This window comes from Clostridium frigoris (assembly GCF_018861865.1).
Classification (GTDB): Bacteria; Bacillota; Clostridia; order Clostridiales; family Clostridiaceae; genus Clostridium_AD; species Clostridium_AD frigoris.
Window position 1 is genome coordinate 111,925 of record NZ_JAHLDV010000007.1, and the last position, 16,980, is coordinate 128,904.

Sequence of the window (16,980 nt, forward strand, 5' to 3'; positions counted from 1 at the left end):
CTATATAAATGACTTTATTAGCCTAACACCATCATCACTTCTATCAGCAATTCCAATAAAATTATCCTCATTATTATATATGCTATACATAATGCCAGATTCAAACATGCAAGTTAGTGCCTTATCCTTAACTATGACACCATTTAATAAGAACTTAACAAATCTATCCTCTATTATAATTTTAGCATTTGCACTAAAAATAGTTTCTATAGGCATAATGTATTTGTTTATATTTTCTTCATTTAATTCATTAACATTTATAGCATTCTCAATATGAAATTGGCCTGTAGCCGTTCTTTGTAAATTCCACATCATGCCACCACATTTTAATTTTTCCCCAATATCATAACACAAGCTTCTAATATACGTACCCTTAGAACATTTTACCGTAAATTTTATATAAGGTAATTTAATATCCGTAATATTTATATCATAAATTACTATAGGTCTTGGCTCTCTCTCTATCTCTATTCCAGCCCTTGCTAACTCATAAAGTTTTTTTCCATTAACCTTTAGAGCAGAGTACATAGGCGGAACTTGCTTTATTTCTCCTATAAATGAATTAATAACTGTAGTAATTTCATCTATGTCTGAATTAACTTCACTTTCTTTTAAAATTTTTCCCTCTCTATCATAAGTATCTGTAATAACGCCCAATTTCAATTCAGTTTCATAAATTTTAAAGTCTCCCATTATATAATCTATAGCCTTTGTTGCCTTCCCTATACAAACAGGTAAGACCCCGCTAGCTTCTGGGTCTAGAGTGCCAGCGTGGCCTACTTTTTTTACATTACTGATTTTTCTTATTAAACGCACTACATCAAAAGAAGTAATTCCTGTAGGTTTAAATACATTTAATATACCATTCATTTCATCAACTCTTTTTCTAAAATTTCCATTAATTTAACTTTAGTATTATCAAAACTTACTTTAACAATATTTTTATCTTGCTAATGATATGGTTAGCCTTCATTGTTATCTTCACTCTTTACTTCATCTTCAATCTTTGTTTCTTCTTCACTATGTTTTTCATTTTCATTCTTATCTTTTGCCTTTATTTGATGAAAGATTTTTTCTAGATGTATTGCACGTTCAATAGTTTCATCTATCTCTATAATAACCTGAGGAACATGTCTTAACTTAACATGAATTCCTATTTCTTTTCTTATAAGACCAGTTGAACTTTTAAGTGCTTGAATTGTTTCTTTTTTTGAAAGTTCATTTCCAAATATACTAACATAAATCTTTGTATAACTTAGGTCTTTAGTTGTATCTACTTTTGTTACACTAACCATAGCACTTAATCTTGGATCTTTTATTTTGTTTTGAATTGTATTGCTTACATCTTTTTTAATTTCTTCATTTATTCTACCATTTCTATAATTAACCATACAATCCACTACTCCTTATCTTATACTAGTTTTGGTTTTATTTCTTCCATTATGAATGCTTCAATGATGTCTCCTTCTTTAAGGTCATTGAATTTTTCTATACTTAATCCACATTCAAATCCTGCAGCAACCTCTTTTGCATCATCTTTAAATCTCTTTAATGAAGCTAAAGTAGATTCAGTTATAACTATTCCATTTCTAAGAACTCTAACACTACTATTTCTAGTGACTTTACCAGTCAATACGTAAGATCCTGCTATTGTTCCTACATTTGAAACTTTATATATTTGTCTTATTTCTACTCTACCTAAAACAACTTCTTTGTATACAGGATCGAGCATTCCAAGCATTGCTAATTTTATATCATCAAGAGCATCATAAATTATTCTGTACGTTTTAATTTCTACTTTTTCTTTTTCTCCAACTATCGCAGCATTATTATCAGGTCTTACATTAAAACCTATAATTATTGCATTTGATGCCGCCGCAAGTACAACATCAGTCTCTGTTATAGCTCCAACTCCAGAATGTATAACTCTTACTTTAACATTATCAGTAGATAATTTTTCAAGTGATTGTCGAACAGCCTCTACAGATCCTTGAACGTCTGCTTTAACAATTACGCCAAGTTCTTTAACAGATCCTTCTTGTATCTGGTTGTATAAATTTTCCATAGAAACTCTATTACTAGCTTGAAAATGTTCTTCTCTTAAATTTGCTTTTCTAGCTTCAGCCATATTTCTTGCAGTTTTCTCATCTTTAGTTACATTAAATCTATCTCCAGCCGATGGTACATCAGATAATCCAAGTATTTCTACTGGTATAGATGGTCCTGCTGTTTTTATTTTTTTACCCTTATCATCAAACATTGCTCTTATTCTTCCATAAGTTGATCCAACTATTATAGAATCTCCAGTGTTAAGCGTACCATTTTGTATAAGTAATGTAGCAAGTGGTCCACGACCTTTATCAAGTTTTCCCTCTATTACAGTTCCTTTTGCACGTCTTTTAGCATTTGCCTTAAGCTCTAACATTTCTGCAGTAATTAGTATCATTTCAAGTAAAGTATCAATACCTTCCTTAGTATGAGCTGACACTGGAACACAAATTGTGTCTCCACCCCAATCTTCTGCTACAAGTCCGAATTCTGTTAGTTCTTGCTTAACTTTATCTACATTAGCTCCTGGTCTATCTATCTTGTTTATTGCAACTATTATTGGAACACTCGCAGCTTTACAATGATTTATAGCTTCTTCAGTTTGTGGCATAATACCATCATCAGCCGCAACTACTAGTATAACTATATCAGTTATTTGAGCACCACGCGCTCTCATCGCTGTAAACGCTTCATGACCAGGTGTATCTAAGAATGTTATTTTTTCTCCATTAATATTAACAGTATATGCTCCTATATGTTGAGTTATTCCGCCAGCTTCTGTTTCTGTAACCTTAGATTTTCTAATACAATCAAGTAATGATGTCTTACCATGATCAACATGACCCATAACTGTAACAACTGCTGGTTTTTTATCTGTAGCTACTTCAGCGTCATTTTCCTCAATATCTTCATCATCAGCAATTTTTCCTGCTTCAGAATCTTTGAGTACTGCAAGTGCGCCATATTTTTCTATTACTTTCTCAGCTGTTGCAAAATCTATTTCCTGATTCATTCCGGCCATAACACCTATGAAAATAAGTTGTTTTATTACTTCAACATAAGGTCTTTTTAACGTATCAGCCAAATCTTTAACTGTAATAGTACTATCAATTACTACAACTTCGTCATCGATTGGTTCAACAGCATTGTTACCACTTCCTAATTCGTCTCTACCTTTTCTACCTCTTTTTCTAATGACAACTTTATTAGCATCTTCATTAGCTAAGTTTTCATAGTGTTCTACTGTTTCATTTTTATTATCCTTAAGTCCTGAATTTTCGTCACTATAAAGTTCCTTTATTAATTCAGCATCTTCTTCCTCAATCACACTCATATGATTTTTGGCCTTTATACTAAACTCTTCAAATAGTACATTAATTAATTCTTTACTTGACACTTCTAACTCTTTAGCTAATTCATATATTCTGACTTTTGCCAAATCATTCACCCCCGAAATTTATTCGTTATTTTCGCTATTTTCATTGTTTTCATTCCATAAACTTAATAGCTTATTCGTCATTTTTTTATCATTTACGCATAAAACATTGATTTCTGCTCTACCTAAAGATTTACCTAAAGTTTCATTTGGAACACCTTCAATAATTGGTATAACATTTTTAACAGATAATCTTTTAAACTTGTCTTTAGTATTTACAGCGCTTTCTTCAGATAAAATTATAAGGGTTCCTCTCCCATGTGATAGTGCATCTTCACATTGATTATAGCCTTCAATAAGTTTACCTGCCTTTTTAGTTAAACCCAAAAATTGAAAAAATTTATTATTCATGATTAATCTCATCCTTTAGTTTTGCATAAATTTCTTCGCTTATTTTGCCACCTAAATTTCGCTCTAATCTTTTTGTCTTGTAAGATTTTTCAAAACACTCTATACTTTTACAAACATATGCACCTCTACCTGGTTTTTTACCTATTAAATCTATAGAAATTTCGCCTTCTTTACTATTTACTATTCGCAATAGCTCTTTCTTAGGTTTCATTTCCATACACCCTGTACACATGCGCTGAGGTACTTTTTTAACTTTCATAAAGCTATCACCTACTCCTGCGTAATGGTTTCAATTACTTGATCTAGCGCTAATTGATTTTCAGTTGTTTGATCTTTAACTACTTGATTATCAATTACTTCACTTTCAACAATTTCATTTACATCTATGTTGTATTGAGCTTGTGTTCTACTTTTTATATCTATTTTCCAACCAGTTAATCTTGCTGCCAATCTAACATTTTGGCCTTCTTTTCCAATAGCTAAAGATAATTGATTATCTTCCACTATGACCTTTGCAGATTTAGAAACTTCCTCAACTACTACATTTAATACTTTTGCGGGACTTAAAGCATTTGAAATATATTCTTCAGCTTTCTTGCTCCATTTAATAATATCAATTTTTTCATTTCTTAATTCATTAACTATGCTTTGAACACGAACACCCTTAGGTCCTACGCAAGCTCCCATAGCATCAACATTTTCATCATTTGAATATACTGCAATTTTAGTCCTTGAACCAGCTTCTCTCGAAATACTTTTAATCTCAACAACTCCACCAAAAACCTCTGGTACTTCTAATTCAAACAATCGTTTTACAAGGCCTGGATGGGTTCTTGACACTCCAACTTGAGCACCTTTAGTAGTATTTTTAACCTCAACAATATATAGTTTTAATTTTTCATTAAAATTATATTCTTCACCCGGCATTTGTTCATTAGCTCCAAGAACAGCTTCGATTTTACCTAAATCTATAAATACATTACCTCTGTCTTTTCTTATAACGCTTCCGGTAATAATATCAAACTCTTTGGTTATAAATTCATTGTATATTATATTTCTTTCAGCTTCTTTAATCCTTTGAATAACTACTTGTTTTGCAGCTTGTGCAGCTATTCTTCCAAATTTTCTTGGAGTAACTTCAATATCAACAATATCATCTATTTGATATTTAGGACTATATTCTTTAGCTTCATCTAGTGTTATTTCACTAGAATCCTCAACAACTTCTTCTACAACCGTCTTTTGACCATAAACATGTATTTCTCCTGTTTCTCTGTTCATTGTTACTTTTACATCTTGACTATTATTTGATAGCGTAGCAAAATTTTTCTTGTACGCTGCAACTAATGCATCTTCTATAGTTTCAAAAAGTAAATCTTCACTAATTCCCTTTTGGTCTACAATCTCTCTCAATGCTTCAATAAATTCTTGATTCATTTTAATAACTTCCTCCTTACAGCACTGGTTTTAAACTTACGATGGAAATATTTTCTTTTGGAATAATTATATTATTCCCATCATATTGAATTTCTATTTGTACATCAGAAAAACCTACTAACTCGCCCTCAAGTTTTTTAGTTCCCTCATATAGGTTCTTTAAATTAACTAGTACATTTTGACCTATGTATTTTTTTAGATGATTATCATCATATAAAATTCTCTCAATTCCTGGTGAGGATACTTCTAAACAGTAACTATCAGTTATTGGATCTTCAACATCTAATATTTCACTTATGCCTCTGCTAGTTTTCTCACAGTCTTCCAAAGATATTCCACTTGAACTATCTATATAAATTCTTAAATAATTTTCTCCAGCTTCTTTTACATACTCCAAATGATATAATTCACAATTGTTTTTTTCAACTATTGGCAAAGCTATTTTTCTAAGCTTTTGCAACAAGGTATCATTTTTCATTCTAACACCCTCCTTTTATTAGTATTTTATACTATTATTAACATAATTAATCATAATATTATAATTAAAACGCAACCATGAGTTGCGTTTCAATAAATAGAGAGTAGGCGGGCCTACTCTCTTGCAATAAAATAACTAGCGATAACTAATATCTATTATTCTATCATATAAAATCTGCTATTTCAAGGGTTAATTACATTTCTCTAAAAAAACGACAGCTGATTTGTATCAGGAAGATCCTTTAAGCATCCATGATTATTTAATGATTCAATAACTGTTTTAGATACTTTGGAGCGTGTTCTCAAATCTTCTTTTGATATAAATTCTCCATTTACTCTTTCTAGCACTATACTTTTAGCAGCATTTTCACCTACCCCTTCAAGTGCATTTAAAGGAGGTCTTAGTGAATCTTCTTCGATTGTAAATTTAACTGCCTCTGATTTATAAAGATCAACATTTAGTAGTTTAATTCCTCTTTTATACATTTCAAAAGATAATTCGAGAGCCGTAAGAAGTCCTTTTTCTTTAAGACCTATATCCTTACCTAAAGCTTCGAGCTCATCCATTTTAACTTTTATAGCACTCTCACCTTTTACAATTAAATTTGCATCAAAATCATCTGCTCTTATAGTAAAGAAAGTAGCATAATACTCTTTTGGATAATAAACCTTATAGTATGCTATTCTAATAGCCATCATTACATATGCTACTGCGTGACCTTTAGGAAACATGTACTTTATTTTTTTACATGAGCCTATATACCAATCAGGAACGTCATGCTCTTTCATTACTTTCTCATGTTCTTCTGAAAGTCCCTTACCTTTTCTTACTTTTTCCATAATAGTAAAAGCAGTTTTAGGTGGTAAATCTTTCTGTAATAAATAAACCATTATATCATCTCTTGTAGAAATACAATCTTTAAGCGTTGTAAATCCTTCTTTAATATAATATTGCGCATTGTTAATCCATACGTCAGTACCATGAGATAATCCTGAAATTCTAACCAAATCAGAAAAAGATTTTGGTTGAGTATCTAATAGCATTTGTCTTACGAATTTTGTACCAAATTCCGGTACTCCATAACTTCCCACTTCACAACCCAATTCCTTAGCTGTTAGCCCCAATGCTGTTGGTGACGTAAATAAACTTATGACCTTGTTATCCGATAAAGGGATAGTCAAAGGATCAAGTCCTGTTAAATCTTGAAGCATTCTAAGCATTGTAGGATCATCATGACCAAGAATATCAAGTTTAAGTAACCTACCACTTATAGAGTGGTAATCAAAATGTGTTGTTATAATATCTGATGTAGGATCATCTGCCGGATGTTGCACAGGGCAAAAATTATATATCTCGTTGTCACTTGGAACAACCATTATTCCACCAGGATGTTGTCCTGAGGTCCTCTTAACGCCTGTACATCCTTGTACAAGGCGTTCTATTTCAGCTTGAGGTACCATAATATCTTTTTCATTTAAGTATTTTTTAACATATCCATAAGCAGTTTTCTCAGCAATAGTTCCAATCGTTCCCGCCTTGAAAGTATGACCTTTACCAAACAGAACCTCTGTATACCTATGTATGTCTGCTTGATTATCTCCTGAAAAGTTCAAATCTATATCCGGTTCTTTATCTCCTTCGAATCCTAAGAATGTTTCAAATGGAATATCAAACCCATCTTTTTTATATAAGGTGCCACAATCAGGACATTCTTTATCAGGTAAATCCGCACCCGAACCAATAGATCCATCTAAAATAAATTCGCTTTTTTTACAACTCGGACATATATAGTGCGGTGGGAGCCCATTCACTTCTGTTATATTGGACATATTAGCTGCAAATGATGATCCAACCGACCCTCTCGAGCCTACTAAATATCCATCTGCAAGTGATTTTGCTACTAATTTTTCAGCTATTAAGTAAAGTACTGCATATCCATGGCCTATAATAGAATTTAATTCCTTATCCAGTCTTTTTTCAACTATCTCTGGTAGTGGGTCTCCATATATTGAATGAACCTTATCTGATGTCATTTTTCGAATATCCTCTTCAGCACCGGGTATTGTCGGCGTAAATGTTCCATCTGGTATAGGTTTTATAACTTCTATCATTTCAGCAATTTTATTTGGATTATAAATTACAACATCCTTGCATTTTTTTTCTCCTAAGTACGAAAACTCACTTAACATTTCATTTGTAGTTTTAAAATATAACGGTGGTTGATCATCTGCATCCGAAAACCCTTTACCTGCCATTAATATACTTCTAAAAATTTCATCTGAAGGTTCTAAAAAATGTACATCCCCTGTAGCAACTACCGGCATATTATTTTTATCGCCAACAGTACATATTCTCCTATTAATATCCATTAATTCTTTCTCATCTCTTACTATTCCATTCTTAATCATAAATTTGTTATTTAATAGAGGTTGTATTTCTAAATAGTCATAAAATTCTACTATTTTATTGATTTCTTCATCAGATTTTCCTTGAAGAACCACTTTATATACTTGTCCAGCTTCACATGCTGATCCAACTATAAGGCCCTCTCTGTACTTTTCAATCAAAGTTTTAGGAAGCCTTGGTCTTCTATGAAAATATTCCAAATTTGAGAATGAAATAAGCTTATAAAGATTCTTTAAACCTACCTGATTCTTTACCAAAATAATCACATGATAAGTGTTTGCCTTATTTACATTAAAATCAGCTAAAAATTCTTTGTTTAAAGTATTTAAATCTAGAATATTTTTTTCGCGAAGTAGACCAAAACAATGTAATAATATATCCGTTGTCGCTTTAGCATCATCTACAGCTCTATGATGATTTTCAAGAGTTATGCCTAGATACTTAGCTACTGTATTTAACTTAAATGTTTTAAGATCTTTTAGCAAATACTTAGCTAAAGGAATTGTATCCATAATTGCACTCTCAAATCTCAAATTCAACCTCTCTGAATTTTTTTTAATAAAAGATGCATCAAAATCAGAATTATGTGCTACGAGCACGCTATCTTTTGCAAATTCTAAAAACTTAGGAAGTATTTTTTCTATAGAGTCTGCATCAGATACATTATCATTTGTAATTCCAGTTAGTTCTATAATTTTATAAGGTATGTCTATCCCTGGATTTACAAACTCACTAAATCTATCTACTATTTTTCCATTTTCTATTTTTAATGCACCAATTTCTATAATCTTATCATTTTCACTTGACAATCCAGTTGTTTCTAAATCAAAGACTACAAACCGATCATCTAAAGTTTCATCTTTATTATTAATAACAATTGGAACTCCATCATCTACTAGATAACCCTCAACCCCGTAGATAACCTTAATTTTATTCTTTTTAGCTGAATCCATAGCTTCGGGAAATGCCTGAACTACGCCATGATCAGTTATTGCTACTGCATTATGGCCCCACATAGCCGCTCTTTCAACTAGTTTAGATGCAGGACTCATACCATCCATAGCGCTCATTTGTGTATGAAGATGAAGTTCAACCCTTTTCTCCTTAGCCGTATCCATTCTTTGTATTTTTTTAAGTTTAATTATGTCTCTCGCCATAACTACAACTTCTCTTGCATAAGTATCGTAACTTGCTTCTCCACGAACCTTACAAAAAAGTCCAACTTTAATTTCTTCCATCATTTTTTCTACATCTTTAGGTTTTGGAAAACACTTCACTGTAATTGAACTAGAATAATCTGTAATATAAAATGTTATAATTATTCTTCCTGTTTTAGTCTCAATTATTTTTACCTTGAAAATGTCACCACAAGCACAAATTATTCCAGAAGTCTCACTTATATCTTTTATTTCTGTACTTTCATCGTTAATATTTCTTCCCATTATAGTATTTTTATCAGCAACCTCACCTTTTTTGTAGAAAGGTTTACTAAACTTATTAGCTTTGTATCCATTGCTATTATCATTATTTGAGCTACTGTTGCGTGGCTTGTCTGTCTTTTCTATATTTATGTTTTTAACTATTTCATTAATTATAGTTTCATTTTCCTTTTCTTTTTTCACGAAAAAATCTTCTTTAGAAAGGTCACTATTATATTCTAATTTAACTACTGAATTTACTCCAAACATATCATTTATAGTGTTTTTCATAAGAACTTCTATGTTCTTATCTCTTAAAATTTTGCACATAAAATCATTACCACATTGAATCTTAAGTATACCATTCTCAATTATTCTAGTTGATTTAAGTAAACTATCCTTACTTGATGGCTCTGAGATAGATATTACATTAACCACATCTAGCCAAAACTTATTTTTTACATCTTCTATAGTTGCATTTGATACATCCCGGTAACAAATTAACTGTATATCGTTAAAACTACATAATCTTTTTGATATAATCTTTTTAATTAGTAGTTTTTTATTATCATCTGTATCCTCAAAAGATTTAATTATTACCCTTAATTTGTTGCTTTTTTTAAGGTACTGAACCCTTAATACCTTAATATCATCCACCAATGTTTCATCATTTAAATCAAAATCATTTTTTAACATTTCAGCTAGGCTTGCGTTCATTAATATTCCTCCTGGGAAGACATGTTATAAATTATCTACTTCACGTATAAGTTCTTCTACTAAATCTTCTTCCTTAACGGTTTTAATTATTTTTCCTTTTTTAAATATGAGACCAACTCCATCTCCGCCAGCGATTCCAATATCAGCTTCTCTTGCTTCACCCGGGCCATTAACTATGCATCCCATTACTGCAATTTTTATATTTTTATTACAAAATTCTAATCTTTTTTCTACTTCATTCGCAATCTTTATAAGATTGATTTGTGTTCTCCCACATGTTGGGCATGATATAAATTTAATTCCATCATCTATATACCCTAATGATTTTAGGATTTCTATTCCAACCTTAACCTCATCTACTACATCTCCAGTTAGTGATACCCTTATAGTATTCCCTATACCTAAAGATAGTAGTGCTCCAATTCCAACACTTGATTTTATTGTTCCTCTCCACGTAGTTCCAGCCTCCGTAACCCCAAGGTGAAGTGGATAATCCACCTTGCCTGATAATAGTTTATAACTTTCAATCATCATAACAACATCTGATGATTTTATAGAAATGACTATATCATAAAAATTTAAACTTTCAAGTATCTCAACATGTTTTAGTGCACTTTCAACTAAAGCCTGTGCACATACATGACCATACTTTTCAAGAATATCTTTTTCTAGCGATCCTGAATTTACTCCAATTCTAATAGGAATTCCCTTTTCTTTAGCTGCATCTGCAACTAATTTTATTTTATCAACGCTTCCAATATTTCCTGGATTAATTCTTAGCTTGGATACTCCATTTTCTATAACTTTTAAAGCCAGCCTATAGTCAAAATGGATATCTGCAACTAGCGGTATATGAATCCCATTCATTATATCTTTAATAGCCTCAGCCGCCACCATATCAGGCACTGCACACCTTACGATATCACAGCCTGCTTCCTCTAACTCAAGTATTTGTTTTATTGTAGCCTCTACATCTCGCGTATCAGTGCTGGTCATTGACTGCACTGATACCTTTGAGTCTCCACCTATATATATATTACCAACTTTAATTTTCTTTGTTTTTCTAGCTTCCATAATCTTCATCTCCTAGAATTTTAGCGGACTAACTATATCCTTAATAACTATTATCACCATTAATGCCATTAAAAACATAAATCCAATATAATTTATAGTTCCTACCTTATTATCATCTAATTTTTTTCCTGATATTATTTCAAATAATAACATAAAAATCCATCCTCCATCTAAAGCCGGAAAAGGTATTATATTAAATATTCCTAACTGCACACTCATTAGTGCAGTAAAGTAAAGTAGCGTTGTAAATCCAGTTTGTGCTGCCTTAGTTGAAATTCTCATTATACTTATAGGTCCCCCAACATCAGAACCTGAAACTTGCCCCTTAAATAGGCTACCAAAAAAACCAAAAGTTTGTTTTGCAGTATCAACAGTTTGACTAAATCCGTATCCTACTGATTCACCAAAATTTAATTTTTTTTCTACTCCAGAAACGAAAATACCTATTATATACCTATTTTCTTTCACATTCTTAACAGGTTTTAAAGAGATATCTATTAACTTTGAATCTCTAAGCACCTTAATGTTCATACTTTCACCTTTAGACGCATAAACCACATTTATAAATTCATCCCATCTATCTGTTTTAACCTTACCAACTTTAGTAATTGTATCTCCAACTTTTAGACCAGCATTCATAGCTGGGCTATTAGGGACTATTTTTCCTACTATTGGCAATATATATCCTTTTGCTCCACCTACAATGGCAAATAAAAACACTGCCAAAATCAAGTTCATAATTGCTCCCGCGGAAACTATGCTTAGTTTTTGAACTGGTGTTTTATTAGTGAAAGATCTAGGATCACTACTACTTTCCTCTTCACCTTCCATTTTAACATATCCTCCAACAGGAAATGCTTTAATTAGATACTCTGTTTCCTTTCCTTTTATTCCAAAAAGTTTCGGACCCATTCCTAAGGAAAATTCGCTTACCTTTACCCCATTTAGCTTGCACATCATAAAATGCCCTAATTCGTGTATTATTACTAAAAGACTAAATGCTAAAATAGCCATAATAATATATGGTATGTTCGGTAAAATACTACCCATAACAATTTTCCTCCCTATTTTTCATCATAATTATTTTTTACATATTCCCTAACCTTTAAATCAACCTCTAAAATTTCTTCCAAATTTGGTTTAATACTGTAATCAAATTTATTCATGCATTTTTCTATAATCTCATCTATTTGAAGATATTTAATTTTATATTCTAAAAAAAGTTCAACAGCTACCTCATTGGCAGCATTCATTATAGCAGGCATATTCCCGCCCATTTTACCTGCTTTTAAGGCTAATTTAAGACATTTAAATGTATCACTATCAGGTTTTTCAAAAGTTAAGTTACCTATATTATAAAAATCTAATTTATCGATGACAGCACTATTTCTTTTTGGATAGTTTATTGCATATTGAATAGGGAGCCTCATGTCCGTAGAACTCATTTGTGCTATTATACTACCATCTATATACTCAACCATAGAATGTATAACACTTTGTGGATGAACTACTACTTGTATGTTTTCATAATCTACCCCAAATAGAAAGTGTGCTTCTATAACTTCCAGTCCCTTATTCATAAGCGTTGACGAATCAACTGATATTTTTTTACCCATTTTCCATTTGGGATGTTTAATCGCATCTTCAGGTCTTATATCTATTAATTCTTTTCTATTTTTACCTTTGAATGGCCCACCAGATGCAGTTATTATTATTTTATTAACATTTTCTAACTTATTACCTTGCAAACATTGAAATATTGCACCATGCTCCGAATCAATTGGCAAAATACTTACATTGTTTTTTTTAGCAGCCTCCATGACGAGTTCTCCCGCGACAACTAGTGTTTCCTTATTAGCTAAAGCTATATCCTTTCCTGCATCAATAGCTTTTATAGTTGGAACGAGTCCTATCATTCCTACAACTGAAGTTACTACAAGATCAACTTCAGGTAAAGTACTTATATAATTCAAACCATCTAATCCATGCAATATTTCCGTTGTATATTTCTTTAAGCCACAATAATTTTTAAGTTTTATTGAGGCACCCTCATCCATCATGGCAACATATTTAGGTTTAAATTCCTCTATGATAGGTATAATTCCCTCATAATTAGTATTAGCAGAAATTCCTATAATAATAAAGTTTTTAATATCCGATCGGATAACATCTAAAGTTTGAGTTCCAATTGATCCTGTAACACCTAAAATAGTAAGTTTTTTCATCTATTCTCTCCATTCCTATAATGCTATAATTTATAATCATTATGTCATCAAAATTAAAAATACTACAACTATGCCAATGTATATAATTATATCCCAAATATAACGCAAAATTTTGTGTTAATATTTTCTAATTATTTCTATTTTTTTGCATATTCGCAGTATTAAATATAACATAGTTAGCTATTAAAATAAAGTAGAACCTTCACTATACCAATATATAATTTATAACATTTTTTATAGCAATCTAGTATTTATAATATTATATTCATTATCAAGTTCAGATATTAATATGACACCGTTATTTCCTCATAGTACTTAGTTTAATAATAAAATCATATAAAGTCATCAATGCCAATCCACTCTGAATTATTTCTTGCATTCTGCCCAATATATGATTTTCTTAAACAATATAATCTATATTTTTATTATAAATGTAATATAATAAAATACTACCACAGACACAAATAAAATACTATCAAAACGATCTAGAATTCCACCATGTCCTGGTATAAGACTACTGTAATCCTTAGCACCTACATATCTCTTTATTGATGATGCAATTAAATCGCCAAATTGTCCAAAAACACCACATAAAACACCAATTATAGCATAATGATATAGTTCTATATTTACACCATATTTTGAAATAACATATCCATAAATTGTACATCCTATAATACTCCCAATTAGGCCGCCTATCGAACCCTCTATAGTTTTATTAGGACTAACTTTGGGACAAAGCTTATGTTTGCCACCTTTACCTAAAATTCTTCCAGAATAATAAGCCAAAGTATCACATCCCCATGAACAAATGAATATAATCCATACCAAATATTGACCGTAAGTTTTATTGTCTATAAATACTATAAAACTAAAAAATACAGCAACATACAAAAATCCGAATAAAGTAAGTGCAACATCTACAAAATTGTAACTTGTATAAACTACAGGAATACATAGCAGTAAAAAAATTGTTGCTATTAAGATATATATATTAAAACTTTGCAAAAAATCCTTATTCATATTTAAGTAATATACTATACATAACGCATATCCTATAAATGTAATTGGTTTATAATGTTTTTTTCTAGAAACTTTATAAAACTCGTACATACCAAAAAGTGAAAGTACCATTACAATATACTTTAAATATACCCCACCTAAATATAAAAATATTATGAACGGAGCTAAAACAAGAGCCCCTATATACCTATTATTCATGATTATCTCCCCTATTTAACCTTTCCAAATCTTCTATCTCTTTTTTGATAATCTTCTATTGCACTTTGTAACTCTTTCTCATGAAAATCCGGCCAATTAATGTCTGAAAACCAAAGTTCAGAGTATGCACTCTGCCACAGCAGGAAATTACTTAATCTTAACTCACCGCTTGGCCTTATTATCAAATCCGGATCTGGCATTTTGCTTGTATACATATATTTTGAAAATAAATCTTCATTTATTTGATCCTTAGATATCTTTTTATTAATTAAATCTGCTGAAATCTCTTTTACAGCATCTACTATTTCACTTCTTCCTCCATAATTTAATGCAAGATTTAAAATTAGTCCCTTATTATCTTTTGTTTTTTCATAAGCATATTTTAATTCTTCTCTACATATCAAAGGCAATTTTGATATGTTACCAATAGAATTAATAACAACATCATTAGCGTTTAATTCTTCAAATTCTTTTTTCAAGTAATCCACTAATAACTTCATTAAAGAATCAATTTCTTTTACAGGTCTATTCCAATTCTCAGTTGAAAATGCATATAATGTTAAATATTCAACTCCTAATCTGTCACATTCCTTTACAATTTTCCTAATTGCTTCTACACCAGCCTTGTGTCCAAGTGCTCTAGGCAAATTACGTTCTTTAGCCCATCTACCATTACCATCCATTATAATTGCAATATGCTTAGGTATTTTAGTCATATCTAAGTCAGGTTCATTCGTTATTTCTCTATTCTTTTTTAAGAAAGCGAATAAATTTTTCAATAAAATTCTCTCCTTTTTACTAGTTATAGTATAATTTTAAATAGAACCTGCATAAATGCAGGTTCTATTTAAAATTATAAACTAAACTGACATTATTTGTTTTTCTTTAGTATCAATTATTTTATCTACTTCTTTAATAAATTTATCTGTTTCCTTTTGGATGATATCTTCTGATTTTTTAACTTCATCTTCAGAAATTTCGCTATTTTTTTTCAATGCCTTAATTTTATCATTAGCATCTCGTCTTATGGATCTTATAGCTACTTTACCTTCTTCTCCAGTTTTCTTAATATTCTTCAGTAAATTTTTTCTTGTTTCTTCCGTAAGTTCAGGAATTATTAATCTAATTGATATACCATCATTTGATGGATTTAATCCCAAATCAGATTTCAATATAGCTCTTTCGATATCTTTCATAGAAGATTTATCCCATGGCTGAATTAATAATACTCTTGCTTCTGGTGCTGATATATTTGCAATTTGACTTAATGGCATAAGACTACCATAACATTCAACATGAATCCTATCGAGCATTGCAGAATTTGCTCTTCCTGCCTTCATACTTGAAAGTTCATGTTTTAAAGCTGCAATAGTCTTGTTCATTTTTTCATCAGCAATACTAATAATTTCTTTAATCATAGAATTCCCTCCATTTTATAATGGTCATTTAGCACAAGCAGATACTAAAGTCCCAATTTTTTCACCTAAGACTGCTTTTTTTATGTTTTCTGGTTTATCAAGTCCAAAAACTAGTATAGGTATATTGTTGTCCATACATAATGACGTAGCTGTAGAATCCATAACTTGAAGTCCTTTTTCAAGAACATTAATATAACTAAGTTGATCGAATTTTTTTGCATCATCATATATATGTGGATCTTTATCGTATACTCCATCAACCTTTTTAGCAAGAAGTATTACTTCAGCTTCTATTTCAGCTGCTCTAAGTGCTGCTGCTGTATCCGTTGAAAAATATGGATTACCAGTCCCTGCTGCAAATATAACAACTCTTCCTTTTTCCAAATGCCTCATAGCTTTTCTTCTTATAAATGGTTCTGCTACTGCCTTCATCTCAATTGCAGTTTGCACTCTAGTATTTACGCCTATATTTTCCAAAGAATCTTGAAGTGCTAATGCATTAATACAAGTTGCCATCATTCCCATGTAATCTGCAGTAGTTCTGTCCATACCATCTCCGCTTCTACCACGCCATATATTCCCAGCTCCAACAACTATCCCTATTTCAACACCTAGCTTAACTAGTTCTTTTATTTGAAGTGCTATAACATTTGTGAATTCAAAATCTATTCCAAATCCTGTATCACCAGCTAAAGCTTCTCCTGAAATTTTCAACATAATTCTTTTGTATTTAGCAACCTCCATAAACATT

At 31.0% G+C, this 16,980-nt stretch carries 14 protein-coding genes and 1 pseudogene; all 15 read right to left on the reverse strand.

All coding sequences use genetic code 11. From position 1 onward, the window contains the following. The 15 genes and pseudogenes from truB to pyrH all read right to left on the reverse strand — a co-directional run bounded on the left by truB (position 1) and on the right by pyrH (position 16,973). Positions 1 to 870, reverse strand: coding sequence for a tRNA pseudouridine(55) synthase TruB (truB, locus tag KPL37_RS05630; protein ID WP_216146436.1), 870 nt, complete (start codon positions 868 to 870; stop codon positions 1 to 3). A 161-nt stretch (positions 871 to 1,031) separates the two neighbouring features. After that, a pseudogene (gene rbfA, locus KPL37_RS05635) lies at positions 1,032 to 1,391 on the reverse strand (30S ribosome-binding factor RbfA); the annotation flags it as partial. A gap of 20 nt (positions 1,392 to 1,411) precedes the next feature. Beyond that, on the reverse strand, positions 1,412 to 3,487 hold the full coding sequence (gene infB / locus KPL37_RS05640; protein ID WP_216146438.1) for a translation initiation factor IF-2: 2,076 nt from the start codon (positions 3,485 to 3,487) through the stop codon (positions 1,412 to 1,414). 18 nt (positions 3,488 to 3,505) lie between these two features. Further along, positions 3,506 to 3,835 carry a ribosomal L7Ae/L30e/S12e/Gadd45 family protein gene (locus KPL37_RS05645; protein WP_246578140.1) on the reverse strand — a complete coding sequence of 110 codons (330 nt, stop codon included), beginning with the start codon at positions 3,833 to 3,835 and terminating at the stop codon, positions 3,506 to 3,508. Beyond that, a complete protein-coding gene (gene rnpM, locus KPL37_RS05650; protein ID WP_216146439.1) occupies positions 3,828 to 4,094 on the reverse strand; it encodes an RNase P modulator RnpM in 267 nt (88 codons plus the stop codon). The genes KPL37_RS05645 and rnpM overlap by 8 nt, the downstream gene beginning before the upstream one ends. A gap of 11 nt (positions 4,095 to 4,105) precedes the next feature. Then, entirely contained in the window at positions 4,106 to 5,272 is a 1,167-nt protein-coding gene (gene nusA, locus KPL37_RS05655; RefSeq protein ID WP_216146440.1) for a transcription termination factor NusA, read from the reverse strand. 16 nt (positions 5,273 to 5,288) lie between these two features. Further along, positions 5,289 to 5,750: a ribosome maturation factor RimP gene (gene rimP, locus KPL37_RS05660; RefSeq protein ID WP_216146441.1), complete on the reverse strand. Its 462-nt coding sequence runs from the start codon at positions 5,748 to 5,750 to the stop codon at positions 5,289 to 5,291. Between the two features lie 203 nt (positions 5,751 to 5,953). After that, complete coding sequence (locus KPL37_RS05665; RefSeq protein WP_246578148.1) at positions 5,954 to 10,270, reverse strand: PolC-type DNA polymerase III; 4,317 nt, start codon at positions 10,268 to 10,270, stop codon at positions 5,954 to 5,956. 45 nt (positions 10,271 to 10,315) lie between these two features. After that, complete coding sequence (ispG, locus tag KPL37_RS05670; RefSeq protein WP_216146443.1) at positions 10,316 to 11,365, reverse strand: flavodoxin-dependent (E)-4-hydroxy-3-methylbut-2-enyl-diphosphate synthase; 1,050 nt, start codon at positions 11,363 to 11,365, stop codon at positions 10,316 to 10,318. A gap of 12 nt (positions 11,366 to 11,377) precedes the next feature. Further along, complete coding sequence (gene rseP, locus KPL37_RS05675) at positions 11,378 to 12,415, reverse strand: RIP metalloprotease RseP (RefSeq protein WP_216146444.1); 1,038 nt, start codon at positions 12,413 to 12,415, stop codon at positions 11,378 to 11,380. Between the two features lie 14 nt (positions 12,416 to 12,429). Next, the gene (locus tag KPL37_RS05680) at positions 12,430 to 13,590 is read right to left on the reverse strand and encodes a 1-deoxy-D-xylulose-5-phosphate reductoisomerase (protein ID WP_216146445.1); all 1,161 of its coding nucleotides are present in this window, start codon (positions 13,588 to 13,590) and stop codon (positions 12,430 to 12,432) included. Positions 13,591 to 14,004: 414 nt separating this feature from the next. Further along, positions 14,005 to 14,811 (reverse strand): phosphatidate cytidylyltransferase, encoded by an 807-nt coding sequence (locus KPL37_RS05685; RefSeq protein ID WP_216146446.1) that lies wholly within the window; start codon positions 14,809 to 14,811, stop codon positions 14,005 to 14,007. 11 nt (positions 14,812 to 14,822) lie between these two features. Then, on the reverse strand, positions 14,823 to 15,590 hold the full coding sequence (uppS, locus tag KPL37_RS05690) for an undecaprenyl pyrophosphate synthase (protein ID WP_216146447.1): 768 nt from the start codon (positions 15,588 to 15,590) through the stop codon (positions 14,823 to 14,825). A gap of 81 nt (positions 15,591 to 15,671) precedes the next feature. Further along, entirely contained in the window at positions 15,672 to 16,229 is a 558-nt protein-coding gene (frr, locus tag KPL37_RS05695; RefSeq protein ID WP_216146448.1) for a ribosome recycling factor, read from the reverse strand. 24 nt (positions 16,230 to 16,253) lie between these two features. After that, on the reverse strand, positions 16,254 to 16,973 hold the full coding sequence (gene pyrH / locus KPL37_RS05700; RefSeq protein WP_216146449.1) for a UMP kinase: 720 nt from the start codon (positions 16,971 to 16,973) through the stop codon (positions 16,254 to 16,256). Positions 16,974 to 16,980 lie beyond the last annotated feature (7 nt).